The 17,288-nt window shown below is 60.5% G+C and carries 18 protein-coding genes; 6 read left to right on the top strand and 12 right to left on the bottom strand.

All coding sequences use genetic code 11. The features are described 5' to 3' along the window. Positions 1-22 precede the first annotated feature (22 nt). Entirely contained in the window at positions 23-289 is a 267-nt protein-coding gene (locus tag ACEPP2_RS10300) for a hypothetical protein (RefSeq protein WP_077549834.1), read from the bottom strand. A 170-nt stretch (positions 290-459) separates the two neighbouring features. Between ACEPP2_RS10300 and ACEPP2_RS10295 the strand changes: the two genes are divergently transcribed. Both ACEPP2_RS10295 and glgX read left to right on the top strand, forming a co-directional pair. Beyond that, complete coding sequence (locus ACEPP2_RS10295; protein WP_152339390.1) at positions 460-663, top strand: membrane lipoprotein lipid attachment site-containing protein; 204 nt, start codon at positions 460-462, stop codon at positions 661-663. Positions 664-732: 69 nt separating this feature from the next. After that, on the top strand, positions 733-2,811 hold the full coding sequence (glgX, locus tag ACEPP2_RS10290; protein WP_152339391.1) for a glycogen debranching protein GlgX: 2,079 nt from the start codon (positions 733-735) through the stop codon (positions 2,809-2,811). Positions 2,812-2,861: 50 nt separating this feature from the next. Here the strand turns inward: glgX and glgA are convergent, their stop codons facing one another. From glgA to ACEPP2_RS10255, 7 genes are all read right to left on the bottom strand, one after another. Beyond that, positions 2,862-4,340 (bottom strand): glycogen synthase GlgA, encoded by a 1,479-nt coding sequence (gene glgA / locus ACEPP2_RS10285; RefSeq protein WP_395516647.1) that lies wholly within the window; start codon positions 4,338-4,340, stop codon positions 2,862-2,864. 255 nt (positions 4,341-4,595) lie between these two features. Next, positions 4,596-4,868, bottom strand: coding sequence for a DUF2934 domain-containing protein (locus tag ACEPP2_RS10280; protein ID WP_142587355.1), 273 nt, complete (start codon positions 4,866-4,868; stop codon positions 4,596-4,598). 422 nt (positions 4,869-5,290) lie between these two features. Continuing rightward, complete coding sequence (locus ACEPP2_RS10275) at positions 5,291-5,788, bottom strand: YciE/YciF ferroxidase family protein (RefSeq protein WP_152339393.1); 498 nt, start codon at positions 5,786-5,788, stop codon at positions 5,291-5,293. An 81-nt stretch (positions 5,789-5,869) separates the two neighbouring features. Beyond that, positions 5,870-6,055 (bottom strand): hypothetical protein, encoded by a 186-nt coding sequence (locus ACEPP2_RS10270; RefSeq protein WP_152339394.1) that lies wholly within the window; start codon positions 6,053-6,055, stop codon positions 5,870-5,872. A 21-nt stretch (positions 6,056-6,076) separates the two neighbouring features. Continuing rightward, positions 6,077-6,469 (bottom strand): BON domain-containing protein, encoded by a 393-nt coding sequence (locus ACEPP2_RS10265; protein WP_395516541.1) that lies wholly within the window; start codon positions 6,467-6,469, stop codon positions 6,077-6,079. A 61-nt stretch (positions 6,470-6,530) separates the two neighbouring features. After that, entirely contained in the window at positions 6,531-7,115 is a 585-nt protein-coding gene (locus tag ACEPP2_RS10260; protein ID WP_395516540.1) for a cysteine hydrolase family protein, read from the bottom strand. Positions 7,116-7,319: 204 nt separating this feature from the next. Next, positions 7,320-7,520, bottom strand: coding sequence for a hypothetical protein (locus tag ACEPP2_RS10255; protein WP_395516539.1), 201 nt, complete (start codon positions 7,518-7,520; stop codon positions 7,320-7,322). A gap of 453 nt (positions 7,521-7,973) precedes the next feature. On the opposite strand from ACEPP2_RS10255, the gene ku (ACEPP2_RS10250) reads away from it, so the two are divergent. Continuing rightward, entirely contained in the window at positions 7,974-8,774 is an 801-nt protein-coding gene (gene ku, locus ACEPP2_RS10250) for a non-homologous end joining protein Ku (protein ID WP_142587300.1), read from the top strand. Positions 8,775-8,778: 4 nt separating this feature from the next. Here ku (ACEPP2_RS10250) and ligD read toward each other — a convergent pair whose 3' ends face one another. Together ligD and ku (ACEPP2_RS10240) are read right to left on the bottom strand one after the other, a co-directional pair. Beyond that, entirely contained in the window at positions 8,779-11,319 is a 2,541-nt protein-coding gene (gene ligD / locus ACEPP2_RS10245) for a DNA ligase D (protein WP_395516538.1), read from the bottom strand. A 2-nt stretch (positions 11,320-11,321) separates the two neighbouring features. After that, the gene (ku, locus tag ACEPP2_RS10240) at positions 11,322-12,179 is read right to left on the bottom strand and encodes a non-homologous end joining protein Ku (protein WP_395516537.1); all 858 of its coding nucleotides are present in this window, start codon (positions 12,177-12,179) and stop codon (positions 11,322-11,324) included. A gap of 172 nt (positions 12,180-12,351) precedes the next feature. On the opposite strand from ku (ACEPP2_RS10240), the gene ACEPP2_RS10235 reads away from it, so the two are divergent. Both ACEPP2_RS10235 and ACEPP2_RS10230 read left to right on the top strand, forming a co-directional pair. Continuing rightward, a complete protein-coding gene (locus ACEPP2_RS10235; RefSeq protein WP_082077705.1) occupies positions 12,352-12,858 on the top strand; it encodes a sigma-70 family RNA polymerase sigma factor in 507 nt (168 codons plus the stop codon). A gap of 19 nt (positions 12,859-12,877) precedes the next feature. Further along, a complete protein-coding gene (locus ACEPP2_RS10230; protein WP_395516536.1) occupies positions 12,878-13,387 on the top strand; it encodes a superoxide dismutase family protein in 510 nt (169 codons plus the stop codon). A gap of 16 nt (positions 13,388-13,403) precedes the next feature. Here ACEPP2_RS10230 and ACEPP2_RS10225 read toward each other — a convergent pair whose 3' ends face one another. Continuing rightward, positions 13,404-14,126 carry a glutathione S-transferase gene (locus ACEPP2_RS10225; RefSeq protein WP_395516535.1) on the bottom strand — a complete coding sequence of 241 codons (723 nt, stop codon included), beginning with the start codon at positions 14,124-14,126 and terminating at the stop codon, positions 13,404-13,406. 15 nt (positions 14,127-14,141) lie between these two features. Then, positions 14,142-14,777: a UdgX family uracil-DNA binding protein gene (locus ACEPP2_RS10220; RefSeq protein ID WP_395516534.1), complete on the bottom strand. Its 636-nt coding sequence runs from the start codon at positions 14,775-14,777 to the stop codon at positions 14,142-14,144. Between the two features lie 149 nt (positions 14,778-14,926). Here ACEPP2_RS10220 and ACEPP2_RS10215 point away from each other — a divergent pair, with 149 nt between their 5' ends. Then, a complete protein-coding gene (locus ACEPP2_RS10215; RefSeq protein WP_395516533.1) occupies positions 14,927-17,272 on the top strand; it encodes a glucose/quinate/shikimate family membrane-bound PQQ-dependent dehydrogenase in 2,346 nt (781 codons plus the stop codon). Positions 17,273-17,288: the final 16 nt, after the last annotated feature.

Below are 17,288 nucleotides of genomic sequence, written 5' to 3'. Positions count from 1 at the left end.
GAGTCTGTCACGATTATGGCGCCTAGGAGGCGTCTGCAGCAGCACGTGCTTGCGCCGCCTGAAGAACCGTTCGCAGCTCCCGGGCGGCGGCATTCTCGATTGCAAAGCCACTCTCGGGGAGTACGCCAGGATCCTCTTCGTTGTCCTTGAAGGTCGCGTCGTCGCGAAGCCTCTGGATAAACCGGGTGATCTGCATTTCACCGCCGATCATGGCGGCGAGCATGTCGATCATCAGTTCCCGGTGGGCGTTCAGCCGACCTTCCAGTTCCTCGGGTGTCAACGTGCTCATGGCTTCATTCCTCCTTGGCGGGAGAAATAGGCGTTTTGCTTGAAAGGGAACCCGTGAGGGGGCGCCAAAGTTATTCGCGGGAACCAGGACGCCGAATGGTGTCTGCCGCGATACCGCAAGCCGAACCTTCCAAGGCGTGCCGGATCGACGGACATGAGGAAGGAAAACCGATGAAAAAGCTCACGATCGTTCTGACTGCTGGCCTGCTCCTCAGCGCCTGCAGCGATGGCGGCAACAACCAGTCCCAGCCCATTGACAACACCCCGACAGGAGGAGCCGCCGCTCCTGCCCAGACAGATGCCGACCCCACTCCGCAGACCGGCAGTGGCGGGCAAAGCCCGGTCGAAAGCCCCACCGGAACCGAGAAGCGATAAATCGGCTGCTCCTGCGGGAACGAATGCTGTGGCGCCCCATTGTTAGATGGTTCTTCAATGGGGCGACGTATGAAAAGCGACAACGCGACTTTCAATATCTTGCCGGGCAGCTGGACTGAGCTCGGTGCGATCTATGACGGCGAAGGCACCAACTTCGCTGTTTTCTCCGCCCACGCCGAAAGGATTGAACTCTGCCTGTTCGACAGCAGCGGCAAGACAGAGATCACGCGGCTTGAGCTGCCTGAATATACCAACGAGATCTGGCACGGCTACGTCCCAGGGCTGAAACCTGGAGCGCTTTACGGGTATCGTGTTCACGGCCCCTATGATCCCGAAAACGGTCATCGCTTCAACCCGAACAAGCTTCTTGTCGATCCGTATGCACGAGAGCTTGTGGGCGACGTGGATTGGAACGATGCCCATTTCGCCTATGACCTCCTTCACGAAGACAAGGACCTCACGTTTGATGAGCGTGACAGCGCCCCCTTCATGCCAAAATGTCGCGTCGTCGATCCGAACGGTTTCGACTGGCATGAGGCGAACCGGCCCAATGTTCCCTGGGCATCAGCAATTGTCTACGAAACCCATGTGAAGGGCTTCACGCAACTTAATCCGGCGCTTCCTCAGGAACTGCGCGGCACTTTCGATGGCATGGGGCATGCTGCCTCCGTGGACTATATCAGAAGCCTCGGGATCACCTCGGTGGAACTGATGCCGGTTCACTACTTCCCGGACGACCAGCACCTCCTCGACAAGGGGCTTCATAATTTCTGGGGCTATAACACTCTTGGCTTCTTCGCGCCCGCATCCCGCTACTATGGACCGCGGGGGCTGGAAGGCTTCCGGGAGATGGTCAGGAATTACCATGATGCCGGCATCGAGGTGATACTTGACGTCGTCTACAACCACACGGCTGAAGGGAACGAGCTTGGGCCGACACTCTCCTTCAAGGGTATCGACAACTTCTCCTACTACCGGACGATGCCCGATCAGCATCGCTACTACATCAACGATACCGGGACCGGGAACACGGTCAACACGTCCCATCCGCGGGTACTGCAGCTGATCATGGATTCGCTGCGCTACTGGGTGCAGCACATGCATGTGGACGGCTTCCGCTTCGACCTCGGAACAATCTTGGGCCGCGAACCAGAGGGCTTCGACGAGCGAGGCGGATTTTTCGATGCGGTGACGCAGGATCCTGTCCTGTCGAAGGTGAAGCTGATCGGCGAGCCTTGGGACATCGGTCCGGGGGGTTACCAGGTTGGCGGCTTCCCGCCGGGCTGGGCAGAATGGAACGACAAATATCGAGACACCATCCGGGACTACTGGAAGGGCGACAACGTCGCGCCCGACTTTGCGGCTCGCCTGCTGGGGTCAGGCGATATCTACGACCTGCGCGGTCGCCGGCCCTGGGCAAGCGTCAACTTCATCGCCGCCCATGACGGGTTCACGCTGAATGATCTCGTCTCCTACAACGAAAAGCACAACGAGGCGAATGGCGAGGACAACAACGACGGCCATAACGACAACCGCAGCTATAACTATGGCGCTGAGGGCCCCACCGAGGATGAGGCCATCAATGGGGTTCGCGAGCGCCAGAAGCGCAACTTCCTGGCGACCCTCTTCCTTTCTCACGGAACACCGATGCTTCTCGGTGGCGATGAATTCGGCCGCAGCCAGATGGGAAACAACAACGGCTACTGCCAGGACAGCGAGATTTCCTGGGTCCGCTGGGAAGGGCTTCCGGAGACGAACGAGCAGTTGCGGGAATTCACCCGTCAGATCATCGCCTTGCGGAAGGAGCAGCCTATCTTCCGCCGTGAAAACTGGCGCGATGGAATGGAGGTTCGCTGGTTCAACGCGGGTGGGGGTGAGCAGCTTCCAGAACAATGGCAGGAAGGAACGACGCTCGGGCTGAACCTATGCCGGGCGGATCTCGATATGGAGGAAGGTCTCTGGTCCAATGTTCTCGTGCTTTTCAACCCGTTCGAAGGCACCGTCCCGTTCCACATTCCGCAGATGGGTGAAGGGCGTTGGATCCTGGAACTGACGACCGCGGATCCGTCGCTGCGAGGCGTGGAAGTAGAACAGGATCAGGAGTTCGAGCTCGAGGGCCGCACTCTGGTTGTCCTTCGGCGGGCCTGACTGTTCATGCAACTGATGCGAGTCAACCGCGCCCCGGGCGGTTGACTACTTCAGGAGACCGCTTTTGGCACAGGCCGCGAAGGCGACGTTTTCGATCGATTCATGAGCGAAGCGTAGACGGCGGCGTATTGCTGGGCACTGCGGTCCCAGGAGAACCTGGCCTTCATGCCCTGGTTCTGCAGTCTCGCCCATTGCTTCGGGTCCGCATAGGCTTCGATCGCGCGCCGCAGCGCCGTCCGCAGGCCATCGGTTGTGACCGGATGAAACTGGAACCCGGTGGCCACGCGTGCAGACATTGCTGCGTCATTCGCGTCGATGATGGTTTCAGAAAGCCCGCCCGTCCGGGAGACCACCGGCACGCAGCCGTACCGAAGCGCGTAGAGCTGGGTCAGGCCGCAAGGCTCGAAGCGCGACGGCTGGATGATCGCGTCGGCTCCGGCGTGTATGAGGTGCGCAATTGCCTCGGCATAGCCGATATGGACTGTCATCCGGCCGGGATGACGCCACGCAGTGTCCAGAAGCTGGCGCTCGATCTCCCGGTCTCCCTGTCCGCAGACTATGAGCTTGCCGCCACTGTTGATGATCTCGTCTGCGGTCTCTGCCAGCATGTCCATGCCCTTCTGCCACGTCAGGCGGCTGACCGCGGCGAAAACGGGCCCTGCGCCGTCTGTGTCCAGGCCGAATGCCTCCAGCAGATGTCGGCGGTTCTGGCGCTTGTTGCGAAGGCTGGCAGCGTCGTAGTTCACGGGTAGGTAGGGATCGGTGGCGGGGTCCCAGACCTCCAGGTCGATCCCGTTGACGATTCCACGAAGGACGTCGAGCCTTTGGTTCAGAATGCCATCCATGCCCATGCCAAAGCGAGGCGTCAGGATTTCCCTGGCATAGGTCGGACTGACCGTGGTGATGGCATCAGCCGTCTGCAAGCCGCCCTTCAGATAGCTGATGTCGCGGAAGTACTCGAGGCAGTCGGTCGCGTAGAGTTCGGGCCGCAGCCCCAGTGCAGGCAGAAGCGAGGCGGAGAATTGTCCCTGGAAGGCGAGATTGTGCACCGTGAGCACAACAGGAGTGGGTACCTCCAGTTCCCGCATGTAAACGGATGTCAGGGCGGTTTGCCAATCGTGAGTGTGAACAATATCGGGAATCCAGCCGGGGAGCGCTCCGCCCGCCACTTCGGCGGCTGCAAGGCTCAGCGCTGCGAAGCGTTTCCAGTTGTCGGGATAATCAACCCCCGTAGCGTCAACGTAGGGGCCACCGTCGCGTGCATAGAGGGCAGGGCAGTCAAGAACCAGCAGGCTGAGGTCTTCGATCCGCGCGTAGAGCAGAGAGGCCCGTTCGCCCAGCAGTTCATCGAAAACGAGCAGCGGCGGCGCCGTCCTGAGCTGCCTCATTACCGACGGATAACCCGGGACCAGTGAGAGTGTCTCGATGCCAAGTCGTTCGAGCGCCTTCGGCAGGGAGCCGGTGACGTCGGCGAGACCGCCGGTCTTAATGAGGGGGAATATTTCCGAGGTGACGGAAAGTACCTTGATGGCGCCAGAGGCACCTCTTCGCTTTACCCTGCCGGATGTTTCGGCCGTACTGACCGCGTCAGGATCCGCGAAAGAGAAGAATGCGTCCGTCATGCCAGCCTCCACCGTGCACTCGGCCGGTCCTGCCGAACGCGTGGATGGGGGCAAGCGTTCCAACGAAATGAGAGAAAGAGAGTCTTGTAGCGCACGGCACCCCACGCAGCAGGTAGAGCAGAGATTGCGGCGGCAGGTCTGCCGCAGCCGCATGTCAGGAGGTCAACTGCTGGTCGTCTTTTTCGTCCGCACAGCCTTCTTCTTTGGAGGAGGAGGCAGCGCCTCCGAACCCTTGCCTTCCGGCTTTGTGCTCGCCGGCTTCGCACTAGCCGCGGTGGACCGCGACGTCGCGCGTTTCATTCGGCCCGGCTTAAAGCTATCGAACTCTCGTTTCGCCCGCTCCCAGTGCTCCAGATCCTTTCCTGCCGGATATCCCTCCTCTTCCCAAAGTGAATAGGCGCGCTTGCGTACCCAGTCGTCCTCGTGATCCGCCATCAAGGTCTCCACTTATCGTGGACGAAGAACGATCACGGAAACTGAAAGTTCCTGCTGACGACGAATAATTCGAGGTCTCGGTTCAGGAAGGCGGAACCTTATGGGAGGTCGGGAGTTTAGGGCCCGCTGAAGGGAGCCGCCATGAACAATTTTTGCGATATCATACCTCACCCTGACGGGTGGACCTACGTCATGAACGGGATCGAGTCTCGTTGCTCATTTCATACCTATGAGCTTGCCGTCGCAGCCGCGAGGGTGGAGATGGCGAAGCGCAAGCACAGCCGCGTTTTTCGGCGTATGGAGCTTAATGGGGAGATGCTGCCAGTCCAGCCACCGCCGGGTTCCGGCCTGAATGCCTGACGGCACTGCAACGCCCAAGCAAAAGGCCCGGTTCAGCGTACCGGGCCTTTTCATTGCAGGGATCAGGCAGCCTTCTGGGCAGCGGAGTTGACCGCCGTCTTGGCAAGGCCCGTCAGCTTCTCGTCGGTCTTGCTTTCCTCCGCAAGCGTCTCCTCCAGAAGCTTTACTGCATCCTTCAGGCCAAGCTGCTGGGCCCAGGAGCGCAGCGTGCCATAGCGGCTAATTTCATAGTGCTCGACAGCCTGGGCGGCGGCAAGAAGGCCGGCGTCGAGGGCGGGCGTGTCCTTGAATTCTTCCATGATTTCTTCGCCCTCGGAGATGATCCCCTCAATGGCGTCACAGGTCTTGCCGCGAGCTCGTTTGCCGATGAGTTCGAAAACCTGCTTCAGGCGCTCGATCTGGCCCTCGGTTTCGTCCTTGTGGTCCTGGAAAGCGGCTTTGAGCTTCTCGTCCTGGGCGGCGCGCGCCATCTTCGGCAGCGCCTTCAGGATCTGACGCTCGGCGTAGTAGATATCCTTGAGCGTCTCGTAGAAAAGGTCGTCGAGGGTTTTCGTTGCCATGATTGCAAGTCTCCTGGGTGAATGTTCGGGGTTGATGTTTCCGCTGCAGATAACGAAGCGACCAGTTAAAAGTTCCGGGCCTCAGTTCTGCCTGTAGCTGGGTTCGCGACCACCTTCGGGCTTGTCGTACAGGCGCTCAACCGCCTCTTCCTGCCGAGCTTTCTCGACCGTCCCGATGCGTCTCTTACGCATCAAGCCAAAGGCGATGACGAGTCCCAGCAGGACAGGGCCTATCGCCACGATCACGAACCATAGTTTGTCGGCCATGTTCTTTCTCCTGGTTGATCCTCAGTGGTGCTCGCCAGCGATGTGCAGGTTGTTGGTGCATCCGTTCAGGCCATCGACCGAGCGACAGCAGTCCTCCGCGCGGCGGACATCATCGGCGCTTGCCACCGTGCCTTCCAAGGAAGCGATGCCGTCATTAACGGAGACCGTGATGCCGCGGGGATCCAGAAATGCGTCCTGCGTGAGAGCTTCGTTGACCGCGGTTTTGAGATCGCTGTCGGAGCGTTCGTATCCCTCCGGAGCGAGGCCACGTTTCTTCTCCTGGCCGCTGTCCTCGGCAAAGATATTCGCTTCTCCCTGCAGGTAGCCGCTGGGGCGGTTTTCGGCAGGTCCTTCCCAGCGCGGCCACTGCGAGGTCTCGCCGGGGCGTCCGGATTTTGGCTGTTCGTTCTTCATCGGAGTTTCTCCTTCGCAACGTCCATGCCGAGACAACCGGATTCCCCTCGCGAAGGTTCCTTCATGCCCACCAGTCGAGGACTTCCGGGACGCTTGAGAGGCGCAGCTGGGTCGAGAACCGGGACGCATAAACGCCGAGTGTTGCATCGTGCGTCGCGTCCGAGGTGCTGCAGATTGCATCCTTCAGAAGGATGATCGAGTATCCCAGATCGACCGCACCCATCACGGCAGCAAGGACGCAGACATCAGTTTCTCCACCGGAGATGACGAGGGTGGTGACATCCTGCCCGCGAAGATATCGATGCAGGCGGCCATCCAGCCATGGGGAATAGATGGGCTTGTCAAAGACCGTCGCGGGAGGAGCAAGCTCGCGCAGTTCCGGCAGTATGTCGACCATCTCGTCGCCCAGGACCTCGCGGGTCATCATCGGCCATTTCTGGTAGTATTCAAGCCAGGTCCCGGTGACATCGGCGGGATGAACGGGCGGTATGAAGCGAGTGAAAATGGTCTCAGCCGCGTGGGCCGAGGATAGTATGGCGACCGGGTCGCGGACCTTCTGCATCCATGGGACGTTCCAAGGGGTATCTTCGGCAAACAGCCTCTGCATGTCGACGCAAAGATGGCGGCAACGTCTCGGATCTTCCATTCTCTCCTCCGGATCGGACTGGCTCCGAACGAAGCGGACGGATCAAGGTTCCGAGCGGCTAGGGCGGTCACTCAAGAGAGAGAGAGAGAGAGAGAGAGAGAGAGAGAGGCTGCCGCGCCAAGGGACGAGCCGGTGTGAGGCCGCAAAGCCAAACGTCGTGGAATGAGAGATCGCTTGCCACGCGACCAGGCCGATAAAGGTCAGCTACTGCTCGTATTTCTCCCCGAGCGCCTTTTGAAGCTGCTGAGCGAGTTCCAGAAGACGATCGGGAACAGGCTCCTTCTCGATCTCGTGCAGGAGAACCGATACTTCGCGGCTGACGCGCCGCCCCAATCGAATTTCCGCCTCTGTACTGGGATCGATCTTTTTTTCCATTCCGACCTCGGACGATGCTGTGACGGTCATCGCCCACCTTCTGCACTAGAGCTTATCTCAGTCCTCCTTACAGCAATATTCCAATCTTCGGAAATCCCGAAAATGTCACAGGTGACAAAATGCAAAAAGGCGATCCACGGGAGTGAATCGCCTCGAGAAGCAGATCGCAGTGCCTCACCTGCGTGGGGGAGGAGGTGTTCCCGCTGGAATGGACGTAACCGTCGTGGCTACGGGGTCGCTCGCGGGGAAGGTATCTTCTAGTCCTTCCTCAAGTTGTTCTTCTAGATTTGCCGCGTCGTCCTTTTCGCGCGCCGAGGGGGTCGTGCGCTGTCCTTTGTCCGGCATCTTCTGCATATCTTGTTCTGTAGTCATAGCATGTCCTCCGTGCCTACTTGCTCCAGGGGAAACGTTGGCGTGCGATCTTGGTTCCGGAGGGAACCTCCGGTACCCACACGACGTTTGCGCAGCGCGTAGGAGACTGTCATGGCGCCCCGTTCGTTCTGGAAAGGCTATCTCAAGCTGTCACTGGTGACGTGCCGGGTAAGCATGACGCCGGCGGTTTCCGAATCCGGCAAGGTCCGTTTCCACAATCTCAATCGTAAGACGCACAACCGGGTGATGAGCCAGTATGTGGACGCAGTCACCGGAGAAGCGGTGGAGGACGAGGATCAGGTCAAGGGATACGCCAAGGGAGAAGATGACTATGTCCTGATCGAGGACGAGGAGTTCGACGATGTCGGCCTCGAAAGCACTCGAACGATCGACATTTCCACCTTCGTGCCGGTCGAGTCGATCGGCTGGATCTGGTACGACCGCCCGCACTACCTCGCGCCTGATGACGAGGTGAGTGCGGAAGCTTTCGCGGTCATACGTGAAGCGATGGCGAAGACCGGTACGGCCGGTATCGCGCGCCTCGTCATGTATCGCCGCGAGCGCGCTGTCCTTCTCATCCCGAAGGACAAGGGGATCGTCGTGTGGACGCTTCGCTACGGTGACGAGGTGCGCGATGCAGACTCCTATTTCCATGACGTCGGGAAGGAGAAGCCGTCTTCGCAGCATCTCACCATGATGAAGAAGTTGATCGGAGAGCGTACTGCGCGCTGGGACCCGAGCATGGCGGACGACCCTGTTCAGGATCGCCTGCTCGATATCATCGCTGCCCGCAAGAAGGGCAAGAAGGTGAAGAAGCCAGCGGAACCGAAGCAGGAAGCGCCCAGCAACGTCATCGACATCATGAGCGCGCTGAAGAAGAGCCTCGCTGCGGAACGCAAGGCCCCCAGGTAAGAGACTATCGCTTCTGGCGTTTTGTCCGAGACGTCTTGATCTCCGCCTCTGCTTCCCTGAAGTCGGCCCATGGATCCCTGTCCAACTGCTCCAGGCGGCTAGTCGCGTTGTTAACGGTGAAGTAGGCCGGGCCGATTGCCTGCTCCAACTCCTCCCAGGCGATCGGCATGGATACGGGAGCGCCGGGGCGGGCCCGCGTCGAATAGGGGGCCACAGCCGTGGCGCCTCGCCCATTGCGCAGGTAGTCGATAAGGATCTTTCCCTTCCGCTTTGACTTGGTGATCGTGGAGACATAGCGGTCGGGGCTATCGCCGGCCATGCTGTCGGCAAGAGCCTTCATCGCGGCCTTCACGTCCGGCCATTCCGCGTTGGGCTTTACAGGGGCGACGACGTGCAGCCCCTTGCCACCAGAAGTCTTGACGAAGCCGGAAAGGCCCATCGCCTCGAAGCGTTCGCGAACCTCATAGGCGGCTGCGATGACGTCCTCCCAGGTCGTTCCGTCGCCGGGGTCGAGGTCGATATTGACCATGTCCGGCTTTTCCCACTGGTCGATGGTCGAGCCCCAGGGATGGATCTCGAGCGTGCCGCCCTGGACGAGACCGAGCAAGCCGTCGAGGTCCCGGATGATGATATCCTCTTCGGAAGGATCGGCGGGATCCTTCGCCGTGCCGATATGCTTGTTCATGCCCTTCCAGGCATGCTTCTGGAAGAAAAGAGGTTTGCCGATGCCATCGGGACCTCGCACCAATGCAAGGGGGCGGTTGACCACGAACGGAGCCATGTGCCGCCAAACCTCGACGTAGTAATCGGCAAGGCCAGCCTTGGTCACGCCGGCATCCGGCCAGTAGATGCGGTCCGGGTGGGTGAGCGTTACCGTCCGGCTCCCCGGTTCCTTTTGGTCATCGCTGCTTGCCATGGCTGGACCGGCCTCTCGCACCACATCCCTTGCCTGCTTGTCCTCCCTCATACCACGAAAGGCGGCGTGTCTGATGTGAGCATCAGCAGTCCAGCCACGGAACTCGACTTCCGCCACCAGTTCGGGTCTGAGGAAGACGACATCCTTACGCTCGACCGCCGTCAGTTTCTCCTCGAACGGGCTCTTCGTGACCTTCAGCTCCTGCATCTGGCGGAACAGCGTCTGGGCGACCTTGTTGCTGTAACCGGTGCCCACCCGGCCAGCATGCTTCAGCTTGCCGTCCTGGTAATAGCCCATCACCAGCGAGCCAATGGCGCTGCTGGAGACAGAGGAGGGGACATAGCCGGCGACAACGAACTCCTGCCGCGCCGAGCATTTCGACTTCACCCAGTCTTTTCCCCGCCCGCCGCGGTAGGGCGCATCTCCGATCTTGGAGATGATCCCCTCGAGGCTGAGGCGGCAAGCGTGCTTCAGCACAAGCCCTCCTTCGTCATCGAAATGCTCGCTGTAACGCACGGCGTCGCTGCTGCCTGACAGGATGCCTTCCAAGGCCTGCTTGCGATCCACAAGCTTGGAGGCGGTCAGGTCGGCCCCATCGAGATAGAGGAGGTCGAAGGCGAAGAAGACCAGCCGATCCGTTCGCCCCTCGCTCAGATCCTGCTGGAGAAGCGAGAACTCGCTAGCGCCCGATCCGCCGTTGACCACCACTTCGCCATCCAGCACGGCCTGCTGCACCGGCAGGCGCTTGAGTGCATCCACGATCGCATCGCCGAATTTGTGGGTCCAGTCGAGGCCGGTCCGGGTCAGGAGCTTGGCGTCGCCACCGTTGATACGCGCCTGGACACGGTATCCATCCAGCTTGATTTCGTGGATCCATCGCTTTCCGGAAGGCGCACTCTTCACGAGCGTCGCAAGCTGAGGTGTCACGAAGTCAGGCAGCTCTGCCTTCTTCGCTCCCTTCAGCTTCGGTGAGTTGTTATTCTTGACGGGTCCATTCAGCGCCTCGTCCGAAGGAGAAGGGTCGGATGTCTTCGGTGGCGTTTTTCGCTTGGCCTTCGCCTTCGTGCCGCCCTGCAGTTCCTCGAGAAGCCGTCCGGTCTTCACGGACTTGGGAAGCTCCTCCAGGATGTCGGCATCGCCTTCGGCTCGCGCGAATTCGTCTTCCCCTTTGATGAGGAGCCAGTTCTCGCGCTTTTCACCACGGCGGTTCGCCATGCGGACGAGATGCCATCGACCCTCGAGCTTCTCCCCCTTGAGTTCGAACTCCATGTGTCCCTTGCGGTAACCGCGTTCCTGATCCCCGATCGGATGCCAGGTGCCGCGATCCCAGAGGAGGACCGAGCCTGCACCGTAGTTTCCCTGCGGGATCGTTCCTTCGAAATCGCCGTAGTCGAGCGGATGATCTTCGACATGGACGGCAAGCCTCTTCTCGCCCGGCACAAGGCTCGGGCCACGCGTGACCGCCCAGCTCTTCAGCACACCGTCCATCTCCAGCCGGAAATCGTAGTGAAGCCGGCGGGCTGCATGCTTCTGGATGACGAAGCTGTTTCCCCCGGACTTGACCTTTCTGCCCTTCGGCTCGGGCGAAGCCTTGAAGTCGCGCTTATCGTTATAGGTCTCGAGTGCCATGGTCAGCTCGCTTTCCTTTGCGGGGCGCGGGTCTTCGGCTTGCGGGCAGACTTGCTCTCCGCTGCTGTTTTCTTCTTTGTGCCTGAGCCGGAGCCGGCGCTCTGACGCAGCGCGTCAAGCAGGCTGGAGACCTTCTTGGGTTCGGGCTTCGGCTTCTTCGGCAGCTTGCGGCCTTCTATCTTCGCCTGGATGAGCTCGGTGAGCGCCGTCTCGTAGCGGTCGTCGAACTCAGTCGGATCAAATTCGCCTTTCTTGGTGGAGATGATGTGGCGGGCGAGGTCGAGCATCTCGCCTTCGATCTTGAACTCCGGGATGTCGGAGAAGATCTCCTCGGCGGCGCGAACTTCATAGTCGTAGTTGAGCGTGCTGGCGATGAGGCCCTCATCGCTCGGACGGATCAACAGCGTCCGCAGCCGGCGGAACAGCACGGTGCGGGCGAGGGCGGCGACGTTCTTCTCCTCCAGCCCCTTCCTGATCAGCGCATAGACATCCGCTGCGGTCTTGTCGGCAGGGGCGAGGTAGTAGGGGCGATCCAGGAAGATCGTGTCCACCTCTCCGCAGGGGATGAACGTTTCCAGTTCCAGCGTCTTGTCGCTGTTCGGCACGGCATCCTTTATCTCGTCGGGTTCGAGTATGACGTATTCTCCGCTCGCCACCTCATAGCCCTTGACGATGTCGTCATTGGCGACTTCCTTGCCGGTGTCGGCATCGACCAGCTGACGATGGACGCGGTGGCCGGTCTCGCGGTTTATGATGTTGAAGCTGACGCGGTCTGCAGTCGATGCCGCCGTGTAAAGCGCGACCTGGCAGCTCAACTCCCCGACCTTCAAGTAACCCTTCCAGTTTGCACGCGGCGCCACGACTCAAACTCCCCGAAAACCCTATCAACAGGGGCGGTGGAACTTTGTTCCGTTCGTCAGGTTTGCCGCGAGAAAGCGACGATCAAGCCCGATCCCATTGCGGAACCAAAGCCATAACGGTGCGTTTGCCACCATCATCCCGCCCAGTGATACGACGGAGAGGTAGGCCACGGTGTCTGAATCACAGTTGAAACGTGATCCTGCACGCGCAGATATTGTAAAACTCATCCCCGCTCTCCGCGCGTTCGCCCGCACCTTCTGCCGCAATCCGACGGACGCGGATGATCTCGTTCAGGAGACATTGATGAAGGCGCTGGCGAACCTGGACAAGTTCGAGCCCGGCACGAAGCTTAAATCGTGGCTGTTCACCATCATGCGCAACACCTTCTACACGCGGTCGAAGGTGCTGGGACGTGAGGCGCCTGGGCTGGACGAGCCCGTATCCGGTGATACGCCGATGCCGGCCACACAAGAGGTGAGCGCCCGAGCAAAGGAAGTGCAGCGCGCGCTGCAGAAGCTGCCGCCGCACTACCGGGAGGTACTGACCCTCGTCGCGATTCTCGGCGAGAGTTATGAGGCGACCGCAGAGATCTGTGACTGCGCAGTGGGAACAGTAAAGAGCCGGCTCAACCGCGCAAGGCATCAGATACTGCTTGAACTCGGCGAAGAGCCGGCCTGAGAAACAAAGGGAGGAACCTATGATTTCGCGACTTTGCACAGCAGCTTTCGTATTCGCGGCACTTTCGGCGAATGCCGGGGCGCAGGAAGCCACGGCAAATGCGTCGTTCGTCGGCGTCGACGGCGCCGAAGCGGGTGCTGCGACTTTGACCTCGACGCCCGGCGGCGTCCTCATCGACGTGGAGGTGTCCGGCCTGCCGGCCGGGCAATGGGTAGGCTTCCACTTCCATGAGACTGGGCAATGCGACCACACCGGCGGTCATGAAAGCGCCGGTGGCCACTTCAATCCGGGTGGGAAGGAGCATGGATTCAACGCTGCCAACGGGCCACATGCCGGGGATATGCCGAACCAATACGTGGGCTCCGATGGAACCCTGCGGGCGCAGGTGCTCAACACCTTTGTCTCCCTCGCCGAGGGAGAGAATTCCGTAAAGGGCAGGGCCCTGATGGTACATGGCGGCGCCGACGACTACGAGAGCCAGCCCTCGGGCAAGGCCGGCGAGCGATTGGCGTGCGCTGTCGTGGAGTAAGCGGCCGGCGCTAGCCTCAAACCTCTACGTCCAGCTCCGGATAGTGGCGGAAGATGCCGGATTCGTTGAACGGAAGCCGCCGCTGTGAGGACAGGTAGCCCCGAAGGCGGGGGCGCTCCTTCACTCTCGCCTGAAGTGCGGTGATCCCGGGCCAGCGATTGCCGCTGTCACGCATGGCGCTGGGAAATGCATACTGCAGTCCCTCTATCACCTGAAAAAGCGAAAGATCGATGTAACCGATTTGGCCTCCGACCAGATTTCCCTCCTTTCCGTGGTTTGCCGATAGCACGGTCTCGAAGTAGTCGAGGAACTTCGGAAGCCTTGAGGAGAGAAAGCGGGCTGTGCGGCCTTGCGCCTCCACCTTCTGATCCTCGTAGTAGGCGTCCACACCTAGCGGATGATGAGTATCGTGGATCTCGGTGAGGAAATCCGTCAACGTCAGTTGCAGCCCGTGGGCAAAAAACCGGGATGCCTTATCGGCCGGTACGAGTCCGAGCTTCGGGCCGAGATATCGAAGAATGTTGGCAACATGGGATATGACGAGGTCGTCATCCTTCAGGAATGGCGGCGCAAACGGGACATGCGGGCCGCGTTTGCCGTTCAGGAACGCCATCATCTCCCCCATGCCGCCGGGCTCACGCGCCACGTCACGATATTCTGCCCCGGCATCCTCCAGCGCCAGCCTGACGAATTCACCGCGGCCCGGAATGCCGTCCCAGTAGTAGAGTTCATAGGTCATCAGAATCTCCAAGGGTCAAAGATAATCCTCGATCTGGCGCAGTTCGTTGACAAAACGCTGGCGATCCTGTGCTGCGTCGGGTCGGCCCCGCGTCCTTAACAATGCCGAAGGGTGGATGGTGACGAGAACCGGTGGCAGGTCCTGCGCCGAAAGGATGCGCCCCCTGTCTCGGGTAACTTTCGCATCCTTTCCGAGAAGCGCATGAAGGGCGGTGGCCCCGAGTGCTACCACGAGTGACGGCTGGATCAGGCGAAGCTCGGCCGACAGCCACCATGCGCATGCTCTGATCTCACCCAGGTTTGGTTTAGAGTGGATGCGCCGCTTGCCCCGCACCGTGAACTTGAAATGCTTGACTGCATTGGTGACATAGCAGCGCGTGCGGTCAATGTTTGCCTCCTCAAGGCAATCGTCAAGGAAGCGGCCTGCGGGTCCAATGAAGGGTCTGCCGGCGAGATCCTCCTTGTCGCCCGGCTGCTCTCCGACAAGAACGACGTTGGCGTCAGCGGCGCCTTCACCAAAAACAAGATGTGTCGCAGTCCTGTAGAGGTCGCAACGGGTACAGTTTTCGGCGGCACTCCTGATCGCGCCCAGGTCCTTCCCCGGCTCTCCACCTGACTCGAATTCCGGACCTGACCCAGCTGTTGCCGCCATCGCTGCCTCCAGCCCCGCAACCGTATCTGGCCGGATTGGTTCCCGCATCTGTTCCCGAAGGGAACTTTCGCAACTGCGATGTGTTGAGGCCCGGGGGGTTGCGGTGCCGAGCCGCAGCCCGATGACGTAATCGGGACAGGACCAACAGCATGGCTATTTTGATCACGACAATCTTGTTCGGCCTGGTCGGGCTTGCGCTCGCCGTGGGCGGAGGGCAGTTGCTCGCGCTCGGTGGCAGTATCTACTATCTGATCACCGGCATCGCATTCATCGTGACGGCCGTGCTGCTTTACCTGCGCCGGTCAACGGCCCTGACGCTTTATGCCCTTATCGTGCTCGGGTCGCTCGCCTGGGCGATCTGGGAGGTCGGCTTCGACTGGTGGCAGCTTGGTCCGAGGGGCGGGGTCATCATCCTGCTCGGACTCTGGTTGCTGACGCCTTGGATACGCAAGCCACTTGGTTTCCAGAGCCCAACGGGCGCGCGTTATCCAGTCGGCGCGGCACCGCTTGCCGCGTCTGTTGCGTTGGCGATTCTGATCGCCGTCATCTCCATGTTCACGGACCCATATGACGTCGAGGGGGAACTGCCAAAGGAAGCTGTGGCGGCGGCCCCGGCCATGGGCAATCCTGTTCCTCCGGGTGAGTGGCACCAGTATGGTCGCACGAACTACGGCCAACGCTATTCGCCGCTCGATCAGATCAATGTCGAGAATGTCGATGAACTGGAGGAGGTCTGGCGGTATCAGACCGGCGACGTAAAGCTCCCGGAAGATGTCACCGAGACGACCTATCAGGTCACGCCGTTGAAGGTGGGCAACAGCCTTTTCATCTGCACGCCTCACAACTGGGCCATCGCGATCGACGCGACGACGGGTGAGGAAAAGTGGAAGTACGACCCCAATGCAGGCCTCAATCCCGATCGACAGCACCAGACGTGCCGCGGCGTCACCTATTACGCGGATCCGCAAGCGCAGGCGGATGCGCCTTGCGCGGAGCGGGTCTATCTTCCGACGTCCGATGCGCGGTTGATCGCGCTCGATGCTGCGAGTGGTGAAGTCTGCACGTCGTTTGCAGATCAGGGGGTTCTACGCCTCGAAACCGGGATGCCCTATAATCCGGCGGGTTACTATTATTCCACCTCTCCGCCTGTAATTGCGGCCGGCAAGATCATCATCGGCGGCGCCGTCAATGACAACTACTCCACGCAATCCCAGTCCGGTGTCATCCGCGCCTTCGACGTCAACAGTGGCGAACTGGTCTGGAACTGGGATTCCGGAAATCCCGAACAGACCGAACCGCTGCCGCCGGGGCAGACCTATACTGCCAATTCCCCCAACAGCTGGTCCATATTCAGCGTCGATGAGGAGTTGGGGCTCGTCTATATCCCGCTTGGAAACCAGGTTCCCGATCAGCTCGGCATGGGGCGCAGCGAGTCCGTGGAGAAGTATTCCTCCTCTATCGTCGCGCTTGATATCAATACCGGCGCCGATCGGTGGGTCTTCCAGACCGTCCATCACGACCTGTGGGACATGGATGTGCCGGCACAGCCGGTTCTCCTTGATCTTACCCAGGATGACGGCACGGTAGTGCCGGCGCTGATTGGGCCCACCAAGCAGGGCGATATCTATGTGCTCAATCGCGAGACGGGCGAGCCCATTATCGATGTGACGGAGGAGCCGGCGCCTGGCGGTGCCATACCCGAAGACTTCACCGCCCCGACCCAGCCCACCTCGGCGCTGACCTTCAAGCCCCAGCCGCTGCAGGAAAAGGACATGTGGGGCATTTCGATGTTCGACCAGATGGTCTGCCGCATCCGGTTCCACGAGTTGAACTATGAGGGTCGATACACACCTCCGTCGATCAACGGTACGCTGGTCTACCCCGGCAATTTTGGCACGTTCAACTGGGGTAGCGTGGCCATCGATCCCGAGCGTCAGGTGATGTTCGGCATGCCGACCTACCTGGCCTTCACGGTACGTCTCGTGCCGCGGGAAGAGATTCCCCCGAAGGGTGCCGACGAGAAGGCGAGCGAGCAGGGGCTGAACCGCAATGAAGGCGCGCCCTATGGCGTCTACATGGGGCCCTTCCTCGGACCGCTGCAGATCCCGTGCCAGGCGCCGCCGTGGGGTTATGTCGCCGGTGCCGACCTCAGGACCGGCGAGATCGCCTACAAGCACCGAAATGGCACCGTCTACGACATGACGCCGTTGCCGCTGCCGTTCAAGTTGGGTGTGCCGGGTATCGGTGGTCCGATGATCACGAAGGGCGGCGTGGCTTTCCTCGGTGCTGCCGTCGACAATTATCTCCGCGCCTATAACCTCACCACCGGTGAGGAAATCTGGCGTGCGCGCCTGCCGGCTGGAGGTCAGGCAACGCCGATGACCTATGCTGTTGAGGATGGGCGGCAGTTCGTGGTCATGGTCGCGGGTGGTCACGGTTCGGTCGGAACGAAGCCCGGCGACTATGTTATCGCATACGCTCTGCCGAGGGATTAACTGGGCGGGCAGAGGC

Origin of the sequence: Pseudorhizobium flavum, from assembly GCF_044142885.1 — a bacterium.
Taxonomy (GTDB): domain Bacteria; phylum Pseudomonadota; class Alphaproteobacteria; order Rhizobiales; family Rhizobiaceae; genus Neorhizobium; species Neorhizobium flavum.
The sequence above is the reverse complement of the archived record's forward strand: the minus strand, read 5'-3'. Positions and strand labels throughout refer to the sequence as shown.

Coding starts and splice junctions, on each gene's coding strand:
- ACEPP2_RS10230 (WP_395516536.1), top strand. CDS start 12,878: ATGATTTCGCGACTTTGCACAGCAGCTTTCGTATTCGCGGCACTTTCG.
- ku (WP_142587300.1), top strand. CDS start 7,974: ATGGCGCCCCGTTCGTTCTGGAAAGGCTATCTCAAGCTGTCACTGGTG.
- ACEPP2_RS10295 (WP_152339390.1), top strand. CDS start 460: ATGAAAAAGCTCACGATCGTTCTGACTGCTGGCCTGCTCCTCAGCGCC.
- ACEPP2_RS10215 (WP_395516533.1), top strand. CDS start 14,927: ATGGCTATTTTGATCACGACAATCTTGTTCGGCCTGGTCGGGCTTGCG.
- ACEPP2_RS10270 (WP_152339394.1), bottom strand. CDS start 6,055: ATGGCCGACAAACTATGGTTCGTGATCGTGGCGATAGGCCCTGTCCTG.
- ACEPP2_RS10220 (WP_395516534.1), bottom strand. CDS start 14,777: ATGGCGGCAACAGCTGGGTCAGGTCCGGAATTCGAGTCAGGTGGAGAG.
- ACEPP2_RS10255 (WP_395516539.1), bottom strand. CDS start 7,520: ATGACCGTCACAGCATCGTCCGAGGTCGGAATGGAAAAAAAGATCGAT.
- ACEPP2_RS10225 (WP_395516535.1), bottom strand. CDS start 14,126: ATGACCTATGAACTCTACTACTGGGACGGCATTCCGGGCCGCGGTGAA.
- ACEPP2_RS10260 (WP_395516540.1), bottom strand. CDS start 7,115: ATGGAAGATCCGAGACGTTGCCGCCATCTTTGCGTCGACATGCAGAGG.
- ACEPP2_RS10275 (WP_152339393.1), bottom strand. CDS start 5,788: ATGGCAACGAAAACCCTCGACGACCTTTTCTACGAGACGCTCAAGGAT.
- glgX (WP_152339391.1), top strand. CDS start 733: ATGAAAAGCGACAACGCGACTTTCAATATCTTGCCGGGCAGCTGGACT.
- ACEPP2_RS10280 (WP_142587355.1), bottom strand. CDS start 4,868: ATGGCGGATCACGAGGACGACTGGGTACGCAAGCGCGCCTATTCACTT.
- ligD (WP_395516538.1), bottom strand. CDS start 11,319: ATGGCACTCGAGACCTATAACGATAAGCGCGACTTCAAGGCTTCGCCC.
- ACEPP2_RS10265 (WP_395516541.1), bottom strand. CDS start 6,469: ATGAAGAACGAACAGCCAAAATCCGGACGCCCCGGCGAGACCTCGCAG.
- ACEPP2_RS10300 (WP_077549834.1), bottom strand. CDS start 289: ATGAGCACGTTGACACCCGAGGAACTGGAAGGTCGGCTGAACGCCCAC.